Annotated in this window: 21 protein-coding genes; 8 read left to right on the top strand and 13 right to left on the bottom strand. The window is 37.3% G+C overall.

Translation table 11 applies throughout. From position 1 onward, the window contains the following. Nucleotides 1–8: 8 nt before the first annotated feature. Nucleotides 9–1616: a glycerol-3-phosphate dehydrogenase/oxidase gene (locus tag ABXZ32_RS07785; protein ID WP_354618111.1), complete on the bottom strand. Its 1608-nt coding sequence runs from the start codon at nucleotides 1614–1616 to the stop codon at nucleotides 9–11. 138 nt (nucleotides 1617–1754) lie between these two features. Between ABXZ32_RS07785 and ABXZ32_RS07780 the strand changes: the two genes are divergently transcribed. After that, entirely contained in the window at nucleotides 1755–2516 is a 762-nt protein-coding gene (locus tag ABXZ32_RS07780) for a DeoR/GlpR family DNA-binding transcription regulator (RefSeq protein ID WP_354618110.1), read from the top strand. Nucleotides 2517–2519: 3 nt separating this feature from the next. On the opposite strand, the gene ABXZ32_RS07775 is transcribed toward ABXZ32_RS07780, so the two are convergent. The 5 genes from ABXZ32_RS07775 to ABXZ32_RS07755 all read right to left on the bottom strand — a co-directional run bounded on the left by ABXZ32_RS07775 (nucleotide 2520) and on the right by ABXZ32_RS07755 (nucleotide 6651). Then, entirely contained in the window at nucleotides 2520–2876 is a 357-nt protein-coding gene (locus ABXZ32_RS07775) for a hypothetical protein (RefSeq protein ID WP_354618109.1), read from the bottom strand. A 122-nt stretch (nucleotides 2877–2998) separates the two neighbouring features. Next, a complete protein-coding gene (locus ABXZ32_RS07770) occupies nucleotides 2999–4492 on the bottom strand; it encodes a S10 family peptidase (RefSeq protein ID WP_354618108.1) in 1494 nt (497 codons plus the stop codon). A 175-nt stretch (nucleotides 4493–4667) separates the two neighbouring features. Next, nucleotides 4668–5432, bottom strand: a complete 765-nt coding sequence (locus ABXZ32_RS07765) for a TIGR02757 family protein (protein ID WP_354618107.1) — start codon at nucleotides 5430–5432, stop codon at nucleotides 4668–4670. Next, a complete protein-coding gene (locus ABXZ32_RS07760; protein WP_354618106.1) occupies nucleotides 5429–5815 on the bottom strand; it encodes a CPBP family intramembrane glutamic endopeptidase in 387 nt (128 codons plus the stop codon). The genes ABXZ32_RS07765 and ABXZ32_RS07760 overlap by 4 nt, the downstream gene beginning before the upstream one ends. A 173-nt stretch (nucleotides 5816–5988) precedes the next feature. Further along, entirely contained in the window at nucleotides 5989–6651 is a 663-nt protein-coding gene (locus tag ABXZ32_RS07755) for an ABC transporter ATP-binding protein (protein ID WP_354618105.1), read from the bottom strand. A gap of 250 nt (nucleotides 6652–6901) precedes the next feature. Here ABXZ32_RS07755 and msrA point away from each other — a divergent pair, with 250 nt between their 5' ends. From msrA to ABXZ32_RS07720, 7 genes are all read left to right on the top strand, one after another. Beyond that, complete coding sequence (gene msrA, locus ABXZ32_RS07750) at nucleotides 6902–7444, top strand: peptide-methionine (S)-S-oxide reductase MsrA (RefSeq protein ID WP_354618104.1); 543 nt, start codon at nucleotides 6902–6904, stop codon at nucleotides 7442–7444. A gap of 15 nt (nucleotides 7445–7459) precedes the next feature. Next, nucleotides 7460–8059, top strand: a complete 600-nt coding sequence (gene folE / locus ABXZ32_RS07745) for a GTP cyclohydrolase I FolE (protein ID WP_354618103.1) — start codon at nucleotides 7460–7462, stop codon at nucleotides 8057–8059. 41 nt (nucleotides 8060–8100) lie between these two features. Continuing rightward, nucleotides 8101–8400, top strand: coding sequence for a hypothetical protein (locus ABXZ32_RS07740; protein WP_354618102.1), 300 nt, complete (start codon nucleotides 8101–8103; stop codon nucleotides 8398–8400). Nucleotides 8401–8493: 93 nt separating this feature from the next. Continuing rightward, the gene (locus ABXZ32_RS07735; protein ID WP_354618101.1) at nucleotides 8494–9093 is read left to right on the top strand and encodes a class I SAM-dependent methyltransferase; all 600 of its coding nucleotides are present in this window, start codon (nucleotides 8494–8496) and stop codon (nucleotides 9091–9093) included. A 96-nt stretch (nucleotides 9094–9189) separates the two neighbouring features. Further along, nucleotides 9190–10410, top strand: a complete 1221-nt coding sequence (locus ABXZ32_RS07730; RefSeq protein ID WP_354618100.1) for a sulfite oxidase — start codon at nucleotides 9190–9192, stop codon at nucleotides 10408–10410. A 4-nt stretch (nucleotides 10411–10414) separates the two neighbouring features. Then, entirely contained in the window at nucleotides 10415–10885 is a 471-nt protein-coding gene (locus ABXZ32_RS07725) for a monoheme cytochrome C (protein WP_354618099.1), read from the top strand. Between the two features lie 69 nt (nucleotides 10886–10954). Next, nucleotides 10955–11830, top strand: a complete 876-nt coding sequence (locus tag ABXZ32_RS07720) for a sterol desaturase family protein (RefSeq protein WP_354618098.1) — start codon at nucleotides 10955–10957, stop codon at nucleotides 11828–11830. A 62-nt stretch (nucleotides 11831–11892) separates the two neighbouring features. On the opposite strand, the gene ABXZ32_RS07715 is transcribed toward ABXZ32_RS07720, so the two are convergent. From ABXZ32_RS07715 to serC, 7 genes are all read right to left on the bottom strand, one after another. Further along, nucleotides 11893–14118 carry a TonB-dependent receptor gene (locus ABXZ32_RS07715; protein WP_354618097.1) on the bottom strand — a complete coding sequence of 742 codons (2226 nt, stop codon included), beginning with the start codon at nucleotides 14116–14118 and terminating at the stop codon, nucleotides 11893–11895. 39 nt (nucleotides 14119–14157) lie between these two features. Then, a complete protein-coding gene (locus ABXZ32_RS07710) occupies nucleotides 14158–14490 on the bottom strand; it encodes a hypothetical protein (RefSeq protein WP_354618096.1) in 333 nt (110 codons plus the stop codon). Between the two features lie 52 nt (nucleotides 14491–14542). Beyond that, nucleotides 14543–14860: a DUF6787 family protein gene (locus ABXZ32_RS07705; protein WP_354618095.1), complete on the bottom strand. Its 318-nt coding sequence runs from the start codon at nucleotides 14858–14860 to the stop codon at nucleotides 14543–14545. A gap of 35 nt (nucleotides 14861–14895) precedes the next feature. Then, nucleotides 14896–15357, bottom strand: coding sequence for a DUF6146 family protein (locus ABXZ32_RS07700; protein ID WP_408016891.1), 462 nt, complete (start codon nucleotides 15355–15357; stop codon nucleotides 14896–14898). A gap of 88 nt (nucleotides 15358–15445) precedes the next feature. Then, nucleotides 15446–16078 (bottom strand): DUF937 domain-containing protein, encoded by a 633-nt coding sequence (locus tag ABXZ32_RS07695; RefSeq protein WP_354618093.1) that lies wholly within the window; start codon nucleotides 16076–16078, stop codon nucleotides 15446–15448. A gap of 78 nt (nucleotides 16079–16156) precedes the next feature. Continuing rightward, nucleotides 16157–17107, bottom strand: a complete 951-nt coding sequence (locus tag ABXZ32_RS07690) for a D-2-hydroxyacid dehydrogenase (RefSeq protein ID WP_354618092.1) — start codon at nucleotides 17105–17107, stop codon at nucleotides 16157–16159. A 31-nt stretch (nucleotides 17108–17138) separates the two neighbouring features. Continuing rightward, complete coding sequence (gene serC, locus ABXZ32_RS07685) at nucleotides 17139–18203, bottom strand: 3-phosphoserine/phosphohydroxythreonine transaminase (protein ID WP_354618091.1); 1065 nt, start codon at nucleotides 18201–18203, stop codon at nucleotides 17139–17141. Between the last annotated feature and the right edge of the window lie 34 nt (nucleotides 18204–18237).

Raw genomic sequence — 18237 nt, 5'->3', positions numbered from 1 at the left:
TTAATAATTTAAGTTGTTGGTTGGCTTTTTAAGATATAATTTTTCGCTATAGCATTGAATGCTAAGATTTGTGATGTTTTCCATTCTAAAGACTTTTCGAGTTCCTGTGCCAAAATTTCGGCAACTAAAGGCGCCATTTCTACTGCTGCCCTTGCATCAAGAAATAGAGCCCTAACACGTCTGGCAAGTACATCCTCAATAGTCCGGGCCATTTCATTTCTTACGGCCCAAACCACTTCTGCCTTCAGATAATCTAAATTTGGATGTAGTTTTTCTCCAAGTTCAGGATCTTTTTGTATTAACTTCTTAATTTCTTGGTAATCCGTACCATAGATATATAAGTGATTGTTACGGTCCATGATATCAGTAGAACCATGTATTGCAAGAGAAGCGGTTTTACAGACCTTCTTTTTCAATTTCCCTATTTCAATAACCTTGTTCAAGGTATCCTGTGCCATTCTTCGATAGGTGGTCCATTTACCTCCAGTTATGGTGACTAGTCCAGAATTGGAGACAATTATTTTATGGCTTCTAGATATTTCCTTTGTTTTTTCAGACTCATCTTGTGGCGCCGCTAAAGGCCTTAGTCCCGCATATATGCTAAGGACATCTTTTCTTTCGACTTTTTTGGTCAAGTATCTATTGGCGGTAGTGAGAATAAAGTTGATTTCCTCTTCCAAGGCTATCGGTTCCAGGCTATGACTGTCCAATACAGTATCAGTGGTCCCCACTACAACCTTATCGTGCCAAGGTACCAAGAAAAGGACTCGTCCGTCATCGGTTTTTGGAATCATGATGGCATCATCCCCAGGTAAAAATGATTTATCCAAAACAAAGTGTATCCCCTGACTGGGGCGTACCATATTTTTGGCATATTCATTATCCATTTGTAATATTTCATCTGTAAATACACCAGTGGCATTGATGACCACCTTGCCATGGAGGGTATAGTCCGTGCCTGACTCCCTGTCAATTGCAATTACACCGTTAATAGTTCCTGTATCATCCTTTGTCAACTTTTGGACTTCAAAATAATTGAGAACGGTAGCCCCATTCTCGATTGCTGTTTGGGCAATATTGATAGCCAATCTAGAATCATCAAATTGACCATCTTGATAAACAACGCCTCCTTTTAAATGTTCGGTATTGAGGGTTTTTAATCTATTATGAGTTTCTTTTTTATTGATATGGAAAGATTTTCCCAAACTTAATTTTCCAGCCAAGAGGTCATATATTTTGAGACCTGTGGTATAAAAGATACCATCCCACCATCTATAATTGGGTATGATAAAGGACTGATTTGATACCAAATGTGCAGCATTTTTTAGCATTAACCCTCTTTCATATAAGGCCTCTTTAACCAAACCTATATCGCCTTGAGCCAAATACCGAACCCCACCGTGTACCAATTTTGTACTTCTGCTAGATGTCCCTTTTGCGAAATCTACTTGTTCCAATAGTACCGTTTTATAGCCCCTAGTAACACTATCTAAAGCTATACCCAGACCTGTGGCACCACCACCTATAATTATAACATCCCAGTTTTTGGTACTTTTTAGCCCTTTAAGAATGGTTTCTCTTTCAAAAATATTCACACATTTTACTTTTAAATCCATTCAATAGTAATACAAATAATCATAATAAAAAAACATTTCGAAACTAAAACGAAATTAAATGAAGCTAAAAATAATTATATTTGATCATTTATATAATTTTTATAAACTTTAAGTTTCATTTTATTACATATTTGCATTATGAAAAGACATCAAGATATTCTGGAAAGACTGCAGGAAGAAAAGTATGTGGAAGTATCGTATCTCTGCAAAAGCTTGAATGTTTCTGCGGTAACCATTAGAAAGGATTTAAAAATTTTGGAAGAAAAAGGGCTCTTATTTAGAACCCATGGGGGAGCTTCATTGGATAATCCTTATATAAATGATAGGCCTGTTAATGAGAAGGAAAAGATTTCGGTCTCCCAAAAAAATGAAATAGCAGAAGCAGCAGCCCAACTCATACTGGAAAATGATTCCATAATGATCGCTTCCGGTACTACCGTGCAGGCTTTGGCCAGGTGTATTAGGCCCAAAGGAAAATTAACGGTGATCACCTCCTCTTTAAATGTGACTTTAGAGCTTATTAAGTTTAAGGAAGTGGAAGTATTACAATTAGGCGGTTACGTGCGTCATAGTTCATCTTCGGTAGTGGGGAATTATGCTGCTTATATCCTTGATAATATCTCTTGCAGTAAATTGTTTTTGAGTGTTGATGGGATCGACTTGGAATACGGTTTAAGTACCACTCATTTAGAGGAGGCCCAGTTGAACAAAAGGATGTTGTCGGCTGCTCAAAAAATAATTCTATTGGTTGATTCTTCGAAATTCGGTAAAAAAAGTTTTGCCAAAATATGTGATTTGGAACAAATAGATGAGATTATAACAGATAAGGGTATCTCATTGTCATTAATAGAGAAATTGGAAGAAAAAGGGATAACGGTTACAGTAATGAATAAGGGTTAGAATTTATTTTTTGAACAATTCGCCTGGTTCTCTGGCATCTTTGTCCAACAGCCATTTTTTTGCCTCTTTTGGTTCCACGAACATACGCATATAAGCTGCTCTGTTTACGGCTACGTTTTCGGTAAGTTTGGTCATATGATCAGGGGGCCACACGACAGCAAGTTTTACCTTGGAACGTAAAACCTCTGCTATCCTTTCTCCAATAAAAAAACGGTCAATAGTGGAAGCATCCGTGTCCTTTAATTCTTCTCCCAGCAAAAGTACTTTATAGTTTCCATGTGATTCGCACGCTTCTAATATGATCTCTGGCATTTTGATAAAGTCCTGAAAAATATAGGAACCTGTGATTTTCATAACCATATGGTCCCTTTTATTTTTAAAGTTATATGTACATTTTAGCATCCTGATGTGAACTTAATAAGATGTATCGAAGCTGTTAAAAATATGACAGCCCAAGTTCATGGGCTGTCACAGAATTTCATCTAATATTTTGCCGACTTACCGGTCGCACTAGAATTAATAATAAACTCTCTTATATCGTTATTTGCTTTTTGTAAATCTTCCCTTCTTAAATACATCATATGCCCGCTTCTATATCCCTTAAAGCTAAATCGATCTTTCATGCGCCCGCTAGGATCAATCTGCCACATGGTATATTTGGCGTTAAAGTACGTTGTTGCCCCATCGTAATACCCAGATTGGAACATCACTTTTAAATAGGGATTTTGGGCCATGGCCTGCCTTAAATTGTCCCTCGTATTGTCATCGCTGTCATCCCAAGGATTTACTGGGCCGAACATATTGTACTTCATATCAGTTTTGAATTTCAATTCCTCCTGAAGATAATAGTTTATGGCAGGGGTAAAGGAATGCAACCAAGAAGTCAGCTCAGAGTTGTAATCTGGCGAATCACCGGCCAATTGCTTATCCATCCCTAAATAACGGGAATCCAATCGACCAATAGTGTACCCACTTTTATCCCTTAATAGTGCTTTCCAGAAATAACTTGTAGGAATAACTAAATTGTGTTCCAAAATCTCTTTCTCTGTAAGTCCTGAGTAGAAGGACATTTTTTTAGCCACCTCCAATTTTTCTGTATCCGAAATAAAACCTCCCTTAGACAAGGCAGGAATAAGGGTGTTTAAGGTATAATTTTCGGATTCCGGTAAAATTTCCAGAAGATCTTTCTGCTGTAAGGCCGGATCCAAAGCTTTTTGATACCATGCCGCTGCTGTAAAATATGGCAAGTTCAAGGCGTCGGATACTGGTCCGCCAACACGAATAACTTTATAATCTGCCGGAGAAACCATTATGACCCCATTGAGGTACATCCATTGCCTGTTCTGTAGTTCCAATGCCAATCCCGCTACCCTGGTGCCACCGTAGCTTTCACCGATGATATATTTTGGGGACCGCCATCTGTTATTACGGGTAACAAAGGTGTTCAACCACTCTGCCAGGTATTTAATATCGGCATTGATGCCAAAAAATTTAGATCTATCTACTTCCTTTCCACTCACAGGGATGGTCCTAGAATATCCTGTGTTAGCTGGATTTACGTAAACGATATCTGCAACATCTAAAATCGAATAAGGATTTTCTTTTACCCCATAAGGTTGAACAGGAAAGCCTTCATCGTCAATCTTGAGTATTCGGGGACCTGTATATGCCAAATGCATCCATACGGAACCTGAACCCGGACCGCCATTAAAGGAAATAACCAAGGGCCTTTCCTCCCTGTCCTTTACATTGTTTCTTGTATAATAGGTGTAGTGGAGGGCCGCTATGGGTTTCCCCAATTCATCCCAAACCGGTTGGGTCCCAGTTTTAGCCGTGTAACTAAATGTAGCTCCATTCGCGGTGACACTATGTTGTGTGACTACGGTAGTGTCTATGGGCAGGGTTCTATCTTGGGCTTTGGAAAGCAAGACGGTACAAGAAATAAGAAGAATAGAAAGGGTAGTTTTTTTTATCATAGTTTTTGGTGATTAATTAAGTTTTAAATTTAACTATTAATAAAGGAAAGACGTAAAGCAATACACGGGTGAACTGTTAAAACTATTATAAATTTTGCATGATGGCGATTCGTTTTAATTCCAATTTAGATTTTACTCAAACCTTTACATGTACTTAGAATTGGTGCAAAACGCTTTAAAACTTTTCGAAAACGCCCAATCCAAAGAGCGCAAAATCGTATTTTACTGGATCTTTTGAATCTAATTTGCGCAGGCTGTAATCCAGTTCAGCCAGGGCTTTGGCATCGTTTTGTTTGCGCTTTAATAATCCCAATTTTCTGGCAACATTACCCGAATGTACATCTAGCGGGCAAGAGAGTATGCTGGTGGGAATGTTCTTCCATAAGCCAAAATCCACTCCGGTTGTATTATCCCTGACCATCCATCGTAAATACATGTTGATCCGTTTGGCTGCAGAGCCCTTTACAGGATCAGAGATGTGTTTTGTAGTGCGTTTTGGATGAGGGATCTCAAAGAAGACTTCTTTAAATTTTGATATGGCAGGTTGGATGGACTTTTTGTCAAGATTGCTTGTAAAAACGCCTTCCAGTCCGCCCCTGTATTGATAAATATTCTTAAGACTTTTCACAAAATACACCAGGTCTATCCCATTAAATGTCCTGTGCACAAAATTATGCAGCTTATCCAGATCATCCTCTTGATGGTTTTTTATAAAATCATACGGAGCATGATCCATAAGTTCCATCATTTTATGGGCGTTAGAAATAATACTTTTTCTATTTCCCCAAGCAATGGTGGCGGTAAGAAATCCACTGATCTCCACATCTTCCTTTATGGTAAACAGATGGGGAATTTGAATGGGATCGCTTTCTAAAAATTCTGGATGGTTGTATTGAATTACCTTGGCATCCAAAAATTCTTTTAGTTCGGTTTTTTTCATTCCATTGGAATATTTAGAATTTTTAGCAACATTACCGGTCCTATTAGTACCGTATTAAAGGTAGCATGAAATAAGATAGACCATTTGAGCCTAAGTTTCACTCGGATATATCCTAAGAAAATTCCAGTTATCAGTTGGGGAGCAATAAGTAAAGGAGTATAATAATATAGTTGGGCGTCTCCTTCGAAATTAAAAATATGGACTATTCCGAATAGTAGGACCGAAGTGTAAAATGCATATTTAAAATAGGGACTGTTCCTAAAATACACTAATGGACCTCTGAACAACACTTCTTCCACAATTGGGGCCATAATACTAACGGTTAGGAAAATTATCCAAATAGAATTTTGCGAGAACAATTTTTCTGTAGAATGCTCTCCCATATTGAATCCTAAAATGTTAGAAAGAGCGTAGTTAAATAGTACAATGGACAGGCCAATTATCAAGTTCCATTTTAATAAAGAAAGAAAAATAGTCTTTTTGTAAGCGCTGGGGGCATTGTGATACTCTCGATATACTGGGTTTTTAATATATTTCCATACGTTATAGAGCATGTTTATGAAGTAATGAGTCCGTCGACCATGACTAATTTCCTGTCTGCCATTTCTGCCAATTCTTCATTGTGGGTTACTATGACGAACGTTTGTCCGAATTGTTCTCTCAATGTAAAAAAAAGTTGGTGAAGGTTGTCCGCGCTTTCAGAATCTAAATTACCACTTGGCTCATCAGCAAAAATAATGGAAGGATTGTTCACCAAGGCCCTTGCAACTGCCACCCTTTGTTGTTCCCCGCCAGACAGTTCACTTGGTTTATGATGATACCTATGGGAGAGGCCCAAAAAATCCAAAAGCTCTTTGGCTCTTTTTTCAGCTTGTTCCTTTGGCGTTTTTTTTATGAATGCAGGAATACAAACATTCTCCAATGCAGTGAATTCAGGTAATAGTTGATGGAACTGAAATATAAAACCAATGTGCTCGTTTCTAAATCTGGCCAGCGCCTTATCATTTAAGGAGGTAACATTGATTTGATTGATGAACAATTCACTGTCATTTTTATTGGTCTGGTTATCCAATGTTCCCAAAATCTGTAATAATGTTGTTTTTCCAGCACCAGAAGCTCCAACAATAGAAACAATTTCACCTTTTTTAATATGTAGGTCTACTCCTTTAAGAACCTTGAGTTCACCATAATATTTTTGGATATTGGAAGCCTGAATCATGAATTATTTTTAGGGGTTGAAAGTAATCATAAAGCCCAACATTACAAAATTAGCCATTGTTTGATGTTTTTATAATTATAGTAATCCAAAGGATAGTTCTGGGGAAAAGCAACGACTTAAATGCTGTTAAATGGCGTAAAGGCAATCGAAGAATAAAATTATGACCGATTTATCATTTTATTTTAAGAAAAGTATAAATAAATGAATAAATTTGTTCAACGTTTGTCTAAAAATGATAAACATTAAATCTATGAATGATTCTAATTCTGAAATAGCAGTACTGGCAGGGGGATGTTTTTGGTGTACCGAAGCTGTGTTTCAACGCTTACGTGGGGTTAAAGAAGTAATCCCGGGTTATACGGGAGGTAATATAAAAAATCCTGCTTACAGGGAAATAGTTACTGGAAGGACTGGACATGCCGAAAGTATTAAAATAACCTTCGATCCTTCGGAGATACAATTTAAATCTCTGTTGGAGGTGTTTTTTGCTACACACGATCCTACAACATTAAATAGGCAGGCAAATGATGTGGGTACCCAATACAGAAGCGAAATTTTCTATCAAAATGATGATCAGAAAGCCATTGCCGAACAGTTTATAAAGGAACTTAATCAAAATAATGTTTTTGGTAATCCAGTGGTAACAGCAGTTACTGAGGCCAAACCTTTTTATAATGCAGAAGAAGAACATATCAATTATTACAATGATCATAGAACCCAAGGATATTGTCAAGTGATCATAGACCCAAAAATTAAAAAGTTAGAAAAATATTACAGCAATAAACTACTATAATTATACTAAAAGCATATGTCGCCATATAAAAGTTTAGAAGAGTACAATTTTGAAATTACAGCAGAAGTTCAGGAAAGGTATTCCCGTATTATTGATGAAATAGGGGAGGATGTCAACCGCGAAGGCTTGGTAAAAACGCCAGAAAGAGCAGCAAAAGCAATGTTATTTTTAACACAGGGCTATAAACAAGATGCTGTGGAAATCTTAGAGGGAGCCATGTTCAAGGAAGATTATGATGATATGGTCATCATCAAGGATATTGAACTTTATTCCCTTTGTGAACACCATATGCTGCCATTTTTTGGAAAGGCGCACATTGCCTATATTCCGAACGGACATATTGTTGGATTGAGTAAGATACCACGTGTTGTAGATGTGTTTGCTAGAAGATTACAAGTTCAGGAGCGTTTGACACATGACATCTTGGAATGTATAAACAACACCTTAAAACCTAAGGGAGTTGCTGTGGTTATAGAAGCTTCGCACATGTGTATGATGATGAGAGGGGTGCAAAAACAGAACTCAGTAACCACGACTTCCGGATTTAGGGGTCAATTTGAAAAACAAGAGACCCGAAATGAGTTTCTTAAATTAATTAGTAGTAAGCTTTCTTAATTATTTGCGATTTTTATTGTCTGTAATTATTAACTTTAAACATGTCTATTATTGAAAATCATAAAATAAGAAATCTTTTTCTTGGCCTTGTTTTCGATGCGTTGGGAATGGTTTCCTTTCTAATTCCAGGAATAGGGGAGTTCTCGGACATTATTTGGGCACCCATCTCAGGATGGTTAATGACCAGAATGTATAAAGGAAAAATTGGACAGGCTGCAGGAGTAATTGCCTTTTTGGAAGAGCTTGTTCCCGGTTTGGATTTTATTCCCTCCTTTACTTTAATGTGGCTCTATACCTATGTAATAAAAGCCTCAAGAAAAGGAAAAGTAATAGAAGTTTAACCTATAAAAATCTTAATTTTAAAGACCCATTCCTTAGTTTTCTAAGATTGGGTCTTTTTTGTTTTGTACTTGAATAGAACCACAGCTAGAACAATGACCGACTCAGATTTAAAAAACATACTAGGCAACTTAGATATTTATCTACTGGATCAGATTGTAAAAGGTCGGTATTCAAAGGAAGATAAAATATTGGATGCAGGTTGTGGATCAGGAAGAAATATGTACTGGTTTTATGACAATCAATTTAATATTTGGGCAATGGATAATGATTTGGCAAATATTAAATTGGTAAAAGAAATTTATCCGGGTTCTAGCGATCAATTCATTGTATCCGAACTAGATGAGATGCCATACACCAATGGGGAGTTTAATCATATAATTTGTAATGCGGTATTGCATTTTGCTAGAAATGAGAAACATTTTATTGGAATGATGGCCGAAATACTGAGGGTTTTAAAGGTGCATGGATCTATTTTTATAAGGATGGCTTCCAATATAGGAATAGAGGAATTAGTTGTGTCCGAAGGAAATGGTATTTTTTCCATTCCAGATGGCACTCAAAGGTTTTTGTTGACAAGGGAGCAGTTGAATAATTTCATGGCCAAATTTAATCTTACATTTTTGGAACCTGTAAAAACAACCAATGTCCATGATGTAAGATGTATGACTACCTTGGTACTCCAAAAGAATTAAGGGTAATCTCCGGGCATAAATTTATGGCGTGTTGTATGTATTTTGAATTCATTATTTTTAATCAATAGCTTAAATACAATTGCTAATTGTAGATTTATGAAGAGAAGAAATTTTGTTGGTAAGGTAGCTCTAGGTGCCATGTCGGGGATCATTGGAACCGAAATAGTATTTGGATCTTCTATGCCTTTGGAGTATGTGCCATTGTTCCTACAGGACAATGATCCTTATAAAATGTTTGCCAAGGACAAGGAAATGGTGGTGCTAAATGACAAACCATGGAACATAGAGGCCAAGGCGCACCTTTTGGATGATAGGATTACGCCCAACAAATCGATGTTTATTAGAAATAACGGGTTAATTCCTGAAAATATTGATGCCAAAAATTGGACCCTTACTATTGATGGAGAATCTGTAAAACAAAAAAAGACTTACTCCCTAGCGGAGCTCAAATCAAAATTTAAAATATATACCTATCAACTTACCCTGGAATGTGGAGGAAATGGGCGTAGTGAATTTGATCCCCCGGCCAAAGGCAATCAATGGACGATAGGTGCCGTATCCTGTGCCAATTGGACAGGGATTAGGGTTAGGGACGTGCTGGAAGATGTTGGAATAAAAGAAGATGCCGTATACATAGGCTACCATGCCCAAGATCTACATTTGACTCGCGACCCTAATAAAGAGCCAATTTCTAGGGGAGTACCAATGAAAAAAGCATTGATGGATGAAACAATACTGGCCTTTCAGATGAACGGAAAGGATATTCCCCTTGCCCATGGATATCCGCTGCGTTTGGTGGCAGGAGGGTGGCCCGCATCTGTCTCAGGTAAATGGATCAACAGGATCAGCATTAGGAATAAAGAGCATGACGGTGAAAAAATGACGGGTTCTTCTTACAGAGTGCCAAAAAATCCAGTGGCTCCGGGAGAGGAGGTAAAAGATTCGGAAATGGCGATTATAGAATCTATGCCGGTGAAATCATTGATAACCTATCCAAAATCAGGAGCTTTGTTGCAGTCTGGATCTACCTTGAAGATTAGGGGACATGCATGGGCCGGAGAACTGGAAGTTACTAAAGTGATGTATTCTATTGATTTTGGTGCCACATGGAATTCGTGTTCCCTTGAAAAGCCTATTAACCGATTGGCATGGCAACATTTTTCGGCGGGAATACAATTTCCTAAAAAGGGATATTATGAGGTATGGGCCAAAGCGATTGATAGTAATGGCAAAGCACAACCCATGCTTGTACCTGGATGGAACCCAAAAGGATACTTAAATAATGCATGCCATAGAATAGCAGTTAAAGTGGTATAGATAAATGGCAAAGTCAGAAAAAAACAAACAAAATTTTAAGGCGCCCTATAGACTTCTCATCAGTGGGTTTTTATTACTAGTGGTGCTAATTGCTGTTGTATTTTATTTTTATGATGAGGCTGGAATAGCCTTATCTGACACTTCTAATGATGACGTTGAATATGTTAATATTGAGGAAGATACGGAAAGAATAGTGAATGGAATCCATGTAAGAACCGGGTTTATAGTGTCCGATGGGATGCAGCAAGTAATAAACAATTGCACAAATTGCCATTCTGCAAAATTGGTTACACAAAACAGGATGAGCAAAGAAGGGTGGACAGCCACCATACGATGGATGCAGAAAACCCAAAACTTATGGGATTTAGGTGAAAATGAAGGTGTAATAGTAGATTATTTGGCAAAAAACTATGGTCCAATAAAAAAAGGGAGAAGGGAAGGTTTAAAGGATATAGAGTGGTACCCATTAAAATAGAAAAGGTTTTGATGTAAGGAATTCACCTATTTCACTACTTAGCATAGTAGTAAAACAACAAGTTTTATATTGGAAAAATATACAGAAGCTTTTATAAAATCTTTTATGGGAACCTTAGATTGGACATGGAAATCCATTCTTATGGAGGTGCCCTGGTACAATAATTACTTTTGGGGACTTATAGCAATTTCTTTGTTGGTGTGGACTTTGGAAATCTTATTTCCCTGGCGCAAATACCAGTCTATTTTCAGAAAGGATTTTTGGATGGATGGTTTCTATATGTTCTTTAACTTTTTCATCTTCGCTATAGTAATCAGTGGTTTTTACAAACTATTAGGGGTTTTTTTCAAAGACATTGGAATATCATCCAAGAGTTTGGCCATCTTGGATTTAAGCAATCTTAATATGGTTTTCCAATTATTGATATTTTTTATTGTATTGGATTTTGTGCAGTGGTTTACGCATATCTTACTTCATAGATATGCCTTTTTATGGAAATTCCATAAGGTCCATCATTCCGTAAAGGAAATGGGATTTGCGGCACATTTGAGATATCATTGGATGGAAAATGTGTTCTACAAGCCGTTAAAGACTTTTGGAGTAATGATTTTAGGGGGATTTGAGCCAGAACAAGCTTACATTGTCCATTTTCTTGCCATTACCATAGGACATTTCAATCATTCCAATATTAAAATTACATGGGGCCCTTTAAAATACCTATTCAATAACCCAGTAATGCATCTTTACCATCATGCATACACCTTGCCTAAAGGCACTTATGGCGTAAATTTTGGTATAAGCCTAAGTCTTTGGGACTATATTTTCAAAACCAATTATATTCCTGAAGAAAGTGGAGACATTGAATTAGGATTTAAAGGGGATGAAGAGTTTCCTAAGGGTTTTTTGGAACAAATAACACATGGGTTTGGTCCCTCCAAGAAATAAATAAAAATAAAAAATGGGAACATTTTTGTTGTTCCCATTTTTAAAAACTAATCCATTAGATATTATAAAGGTAAACTAAGTGCCAGACTAATATTTCGGCCTATGTCATTTATTCCATCAGATTTTAATCGTGATAAATGGGAAACATAGGACTTATCCAAAACATTGTTTCCACTGACGCGTATTTCAACATCTTGTTTGCCTACGGTTATGTTGCCACCAATCCCAATATTTAAAATGCTATATCCATCTGTAGCCGTTTCAAATTCATTCACTTTATTTTGGTCGAAAGCCGATTTTAAGGTAACAAAGGCGTAACTATTGTTTAACCAATGATTTGCATTGGATTGCTCAATTCTAATGGTATTGGTGAGACTATTGGCTGGAATAAGGGGTAAGTAGTCGCCGCTATCCAATTTTCCGATCACGGTTTGGTAACTACTTTCCAAATGCAGCCAATCTAATGGATGTGGGTGTAAATGGAACCCAAATTCACCGCCGTATAACTTAGCATCTTGTTGTTGGTAGTTATAAACGGCATTATCATCCTGAACGGTTCCCGTTGGCTCCAAATAAACATAATTGTTCACATCATTTAAAAACCCATTGGCAAATATTTCTATATGTTCATTTTTATATTCCAAGGAAATATCAGTTTGTATGTTCTGTTCATTTTTCAAATCTGCATTACCTATTTCATATCTATTGGTGCCTTCATGGACTCCATTGGAAGTGAGCTCGGCCAAATTAGGAGCCCTAAAACCAGAGGCTAAATTTAATCGACCAATAAAAGACTGGGCAAAGTTCAACTTATAGCCTGCAGCAGCATTAAAACTGCTAAAATCCCTGTTCAATTGGGCTATGTAACCCTCTTCACTTGGTATTCCTGCGGCCTCGCTATTGATAGACCTATGATCAAACCTTAGTCCTACTTGAAGATCGTTATTGCTATTAAAATGGAGGTGGGAGGTAGCCAAGGCGCCAATATCATTGGTAATGGCGTCGGGTATTAATATCTCTTCCCCAAAATTAGTATTGCTCTGATGCATTCCCTGTAAGCCAAAAATGGTCTCCACCTTTCCAAATTTGGGCAGATTATAGTGTATGTTATAATTAAAAGTGGACAAATCCATATCCAAGGCGGCATTTTGAGGGTCATCTTCAAATTCCTTTCTTTCATTAAAAGTATAGCCAAGTGTAAACTCCATGCTTGATCTGTCAAAAAATAAATTGGATTTAGAGCTAAGGATTTGATTGGTTATCTTTTGAAAGGGGAGTTCTGGAGTTCGTTCAGTGGTCTGCTCCCCAATAGCTTCCGGTATTCCAATTTCGGTGGCATAGTAATTATATCTTACCTCCGTATTAAATTTGGTTCCTTGATAAGCAACTCCAGTTTTTATGTCATTTTCTTTAAATCTTGAATTGGTTACCCTATCTCCATCCCCAGTTTTGTAATCTGCATGAGAGGATGTTCCTCCTCTTAGGATGAATTTGAGGTTTTCACCAGATGTCTTAAATCCGGCATTGGCACCATATCCCTGTGTATTGGAAAAATAATTAAGATTGATATCCCCAACTGTAGAATTTGACGGTGCAAATTTTTCTGGATTTAAATATAACACCCCACCCATGGCGTCTGAACCATAGAGTAGGGAGGCGGGCCCTTTTATGACCTCTATGCTCTCAATACCTGCATCATTAACACCTAATCCATGTTCATCACCAAACTGTTGGTTTTCTAATCTTACGCCTTGGGTATAGACCAAAACCCTGTTAGAACTCAAACCTCTAATTACCGGTTTGCCTATGCCAATACCAGTAGAAACACTTTCTACCCCTGCTATGTTGGTAATCCCATCTGCTAAAGTAATGGCTCCTTTCTTTTTTAGCATGGCTACATTGGCATATTCTACCTTAACGACATTTTCACTTTGTAATTTGTGAAAGGGAGTGGAAACTATGACTTCTTCCATTTCTATAGCACTGAGCTTTAAACTAACGTCTAAGACGTTTTCACCCTGATTAATATCAATGGTTTTTGAAAAAGTTTGAAATCCTAAATAGGCAATTACAATTTTATAAGGTCCAACTGGTATATTAGAAAGGGAATAGTTTCCGCTTGCGTCGGTCAAGGTTCCTTTTTCCAATTGGGGAAAATAGATCTCAACTTGTTCCAATGGAGATTGGTCTTCATTGCTTATGATCGTACCGGAAATTGAATTTTGTGAATAACTGCCTTGAGTTATAAAAAATAATGCAATAAGGGGTACTGTTAAAAATTTGCACATAATTAAATTTGAAAAAGATGAATAATATTTTAAATCGAATTATACACTAACTGGTGGGCCCCTAAGAGAATAATGAAGTTTTTGAAAAGTATTTACAAAGGAATAATAATCAAAATGGTCCTCTCTAATGTTTATTACCAGCAATTCATCAAAATGATTCTGAGGAAGGAAATAGTGAAGGGAGACGTTAAATTTCTGAAAAGGACAATCAATTTCGGCACTGTGGATATGAACGCTGCCTTCCAGATCACATTTCACCTCTTTATGGCTATATAGAGAATGCCATAATTTTACTACCGAGGGAGCTTCAATGGCAGCTAATAACAAAAAAGCTGCGGTAATTAATAGAAAATTTTTAAATCTGGTTCCCACATCACAAACTAAACAAATCCTATGAAGAAGGAATGTTAAGGAAAGTATAATTTTATTTAAATAGGAAGCCTAGGCCCAATCTGCCAAGCATTTTCTTTTCAAAATTCCAAAAAAATTTGAACTGGCCAAACAACCATCCGAAAAGCACAAGTAGAAGTTGGTAAATTGGAAATATGATAAGAATTCTTGTGGTCCAATAAAGGAAGGAGTAAATTCCATCTTCAGGGAAAATAGATCTGGTAAATCCTATTGCTTCCAATAAAGGCCTGGCAATTTTAACTGAACTAGAACCTGTTAATGCAAACACCAATAAAATGACGACTACTTCGAAGTTGGAATCTATGCCCCAACGTTCTTTTAGTTTCTTCATATCCTTCTTTAAATTCTCGCGCAAAGATAAAGCATTTATATTCTAGGAACAAAAGGCCCTAAGCGTTGATTGTATTTACGTTTGAAATAGATGAAATAATTATATAGTTGATAGTTTACTTCATATCCATAATCCGTTTGTGGATCATAGTTGATTTGGAGTTCATAAAGGTTGGGGCCAAAACGTTGTGGTTGCAGCACCCTTGCATTCCATTCCCTCACGTAAATATTATTTCTATTTTCCATAAATGATTGAGAATAGTATTGTCTAGGTTTGGCAACAGACTGCAACCAAAAATTAAAACCAGGCTCAATGATAATTATGTCATATTCCAAGCTTTCATTGGCAATGGTGATCGTATCCCCTTCTTTTTGGTTAAAGGCCATTTTTTCCTGATCGGTTACCTCCACGGCCTGTTTAGTTCCTGTACAGCTACCAATGGCAAGGGCCATTACAATAATGAATGCTATAATTTTAAGAAACGATTTAATTAACATGACCATTGTTTTTATTGTATTTAAGGTACAAAAAAACCACCTGAGAGGACAGGTGGTTTTGTTAAAATATTCTTATTTTGAATCCTTACTATTTTCCAAAGAGACCTCCAAGCATACTTCCTAATCCTCCTTTTTTCTTTGTATTTCCTAAGACCATATCTGCAACATCATCAAGAACACTTCCGTCTCCATCAGAATCCAATAAACTAGTTATCAAACTTTGATTTTGTTGTGGCTGTCCTCCTAACATGCTGCCAATTAGACTACTTAGTCCGTTTGCATCGTCAAGGCTGTTCTGAGATTTTTGTTTTCCTAAGAAACCCATTAATATTGGTGCAGCTATTTTCAATATGTCAGCCACTGAGCTGGCATCCAAACCTGATTTTTGACTTAAAGTATTTTCGACTAGTGCTTGTTTGTTTCCCAATAAATGTCCAAGTATTCCTGCGCCGTCACTCATAACCGATTGATCAACACCACCATTGAACATACCTCCAAGATTGTCCAAAATACTTCCATTGTGTTTGGAATTTAAGGCACTCATCAACCCTTCTGCCCCTTGTGGGGTAGATGCGTTTTTCTTCATGGCACCCATTAAAAGAGGCATTGCCATGCTAAGTACATCGGCAGTTTTCTCTTCAGAATTACCAGTTTGTCCAGCTATTCCACCAATTAATTGTTTGCCCATTGGGCTATCTAGTAATTCTAATAATCCTGACATGTTTTTTAAATTATGTTCGTTGGATTCCTAAGATACGAAATTGAAATACAAAAAAACAGATAAGGGCTTTTACCACCACTATTTGGAATGGTCTATAATCAAATTCGCCAATTCCATTCCAATCCTTTCCTGGGCCTCAATGGTACTGCCTCCAATGTGCGGGGTCAGGGAGATTTGAGGATGCATAAGGATCCTTATTTCAGGACTTGGTTCAGATTCGTAAACGTCCAAACCTGCAAAAAGTACTTTTCCATTTTCTAAGGCATCAACAAGAGCCACTTCGTCTATTACACCACCTCGAGCAGTATTTATTATACCAACTCCATCTTTCATCAATTCAAATTCCTTCTTGCCAATAGCGTATTGTTTTTGGGCTGGAACATGCATGGAAAAGAAATCTGCGGATTTCAAAAGCTCCTCCATAGAATTATTCTTTAAAACAAAGGATACGGACTGTCCATCAAAAAAGGGAACAGTAACTGTTGTTTCTTCTCTATGGTGGTCATGATACATCACCTTCATGCCAATACCCAAAGCTATTTTTGCAGTAGCCTGACCAATTTTTCCAAACCCCACGATCCCTAGGGTCTTTCCTTTAAGTTCCAAGCCTTTGGAATATGCTTTTTTGAGCATATTGAACTTGCTATCTCCCTCTAACGGCATGTTTCTATTGGAATCATGAACAAATCGCACACCGCTGTACAAATGGGCAAAAACAAGTTCCGCCACAGAAGCTGCGGATGCCTCAGGGGTATTAATAACTTTTATTCCTTTTTGCACGGCATATTCAACATCAATATTGTCCATGCCAACGCCGGCCCTACCTACTATTTTTAAGGTGGGACAGTTGTCTATTACTTCTTTGTTTACTTCAGTAGCGCTTCTAACCAAAAGAATTTCAATGGCGTTTTTATTGATATAATTTATCAGCTGTTCTTGTGCAACCTTGGTGGTATTAACTTCAAACCCTGCATTCTGCAAGGCCTGTATTCCAGATTGTGATATTCTATCGTTCACCAGTATTTTCATGCTCATCTATCTTGAATAATCTTTTTATTAATTATGCTTTTCGTTCTAATTCACTCATTATATCTACCAATACTCCAACGCTTTCCAATGTTAGGGCATTGTACATTGATGCGCGGTATCCTCCTACAGACCTGTGTCCGCTTAGACCATTGATGCCCGCTTCTTTCCACATGGCATCAAAAGTAGCTTGAAGTTTATCATCCGTAAGATTAAACGTGGCGTTCATTGTTGATCTGTCCTCTTTTACGGAATATCCCTTGAAAAGAGGATTTAAGTCTATTTCTGAATATAATAACTGTGCCTTTTTATTGTTTATCTCTTCAATAGCTTCTATACCACCTAAGTTTTTAAGCCATTCCAGGGTTAACATGGAAACATATACAGGAAATACGGCAGGGGTGTTGAACATGCTCTCTTTGGAAATGTGTACCTGATAATTCAACATAGAAGGAATTTTGCGGCTCACTTTTCCTAAAACGGATTCTTTAACAACTACCAAGGTAGTCCCGGCTGGACCCATATTTTTTTGTGCACCGGCATATATCAAATCAAATTTAGAAAAGTCGAGCTGTCTCGAAAAAATGTCAGAACTCATATCACAAACAAGTGGGACATTTACCTTTGGGAAGTTTTTTATTTGCGTCCCGTAAATGGTATTGTTTGAGGTTAAATGTAAGTAATCCAGATCATTGGGAACACCGTACATCTTAGGGATATGGTTGTAGCCTTCAGATTTGGAAGAGCCAACCTCTAATACCTCCCCGAAGAGTTTTGCCTCCTTTATCGCTTTATCACTCCAAGTTCCTGTATTCAAGTATCCTGCTTTTTTCTCCAATAGGTTATAGGCTGTCATTAAAAACTGAAGACTTGCTCCTCCTTGTAAAAAGAGGGCTTTATAGCCTTTGTTTTCCAATCCCAACAATTCCAATGCCAAGGCTTGAGCCTTATCCATTACAGCTACAAAATCCTTGCTGCGGTGAGATATTTCTATTAGGGACAACCCTGATCCATTAAAATCCTGGATCGCTTCTGCTGATTTAAGTATTACTTCTTGAGGAAGGACACAAGGTCCGGCACTAAAATTATGTTTCTTCATGGGTGGTGAAATGTTTAAGTGGTAAAGTTCATTA

The sequence above is a fragment of the Sediminicola luteus genome (genome assembly GCF_040566555.1).
In the GTDB taxonomy this organism is placed as follows: Bacteria; Bacteroidota; Bacteroidia; order Flavobacteriales; family Flavobacteriaceae; genus Sediminicola.
This window is presented reverse-complemented; position numbering and strand designations above follow the sequence as displayed.

Bases quoted from the DNA above. Each gene is read 5' to 3' on its own strand.
- ABXZ32_RS07785 (WP_354618111.1), bottom strand. From the start codon at position 1,616: ATGGATTTAAAAGTAAAATGTGTGAATATTTTTGAAAGAGAAACCATT.
- ABXZ32_RS07780 (WP_354618110.1), top strand. From the start codon at position 1,755: ATGAAAAGACATCAAGATATTCTGGAAAGACTGCAGGAAGAAAAGTAT.
- ABXZ32_RS07775 (WP_354618109.1), bottom strand. From the start codon at position 2,876: ATGGTTATGAAAATCACAGGTTCCTATATTTTTCAGGACTTTATCAAA.
- ABXZ32_RS07770 (WP_354618108.1), bottom strand. From the start codon at position 4,492: ATGATAAAAAAAACTACCCTTTCTATTCTTCTTATTTCTTGTACCGTC.
- ABXZ32_RS07765 (WP_354618107.1), bottom strand. From the start codon at position 5,432: ATGAAAAAAACCGAACTAAAAGAATTTTTGGATGCCAAGGTAATTCAA.
- ABXZ32_RS07760 (WP_354618106.1), bottom strand. From the start codon at position 5,815: ATGGGAGAGCATTCTACAGAAAAATTGTTCTCGCAAAATTCTATTTGG.
- ABXZ32_RS07755 (WP_354618105.1), bottom strand. From the start codon at position 6,651: ATGATTCAGGCTTCCAATATCCAAAAATATTATGGTGAACTCAAGGTT.
- msrA (WP_354618104.1), top strand. From the start codon at position 6,902: ATGAATGATTCTAATTCTGAAATAGCAGTACTGGCAGGGGGATGTTTT.
- folE (WP_354618103.1), top strand. From the start codon at position 7,460: ATGTCGCCATATAAAAGTTTAGAAGAGTACAATTTTGAAATTACAGCA.
- ABXZ32_RS07740 (WP_354618102.1), top strand. From the start codon at position 8,101: ATGTCTATTATTGAAAATCATAAAATAAGAAATCTTTTTCTTGGCCTT.
- ABXZ32_RS07735 (WP_354618101.1), top strand. From the start codon at position 8,494: ATGACCGACTCAGATTTAAAAAACATACTAGGCAACTTAGATATTTAT.
- ABXZ32_RS07730 (WP_354618100.1), top strand. From the start codon at position 9,190: ATGAAGAGAAGAAATTTTGTTGGTAAGGTAGCTCTAGGTGCCATGTCG.
- ABXZ32_RS07725 (WP_354618099.1), top strand. From the start codon at position 10,415: ATGGCAAAGTCAGAAAAAAACAAACAAAATTTTAAGGCGCCCTATAGA.
- ABXZ32_RS07715 (WP_354618097.1), bottom strand. From the start codon at position 14,118: ATGTGCAAATTTTTAACAGTACCCCTTATTGCATTATTTTTTATAACT.
- ABXZ32_RS07705 (WP_354618095.1), bottom strand. From the start codon at position 14,860: ATGAAGAAACTAAAAGAACGTTGGGGCATAGATTCCAACTTCGAAGTA.
- ABXZ32_RS07700 (WP_408016891.1), bottom strand. From the start codon at position 15,357: ATGTTAATTAAATCGTTTCTTAAAATTATAGCATTCATTATTGTAATG.
- ABXZ32_RS07695 (WP_354618093.1), bottom strand. From the start codon at position 16,078: ATGTCAGGATTATTAGAATTACTAGATAGCCCAATGGGCAAACAATTA.
- ABXZ32_RS07690 (WP_354618092.1), bottom strand. From the start codon at position 17,107: ATGAAAATACTGGTGAACGATAGAATATCACAATCTGGAATACAGGCC.
- serC (WP_354618091.1), bottom strand. From the start codon at position 18,203: ATGAAGAAACATAATTTTAGTGCCGGACCTTGTGTCCTTCCTCAAGAA.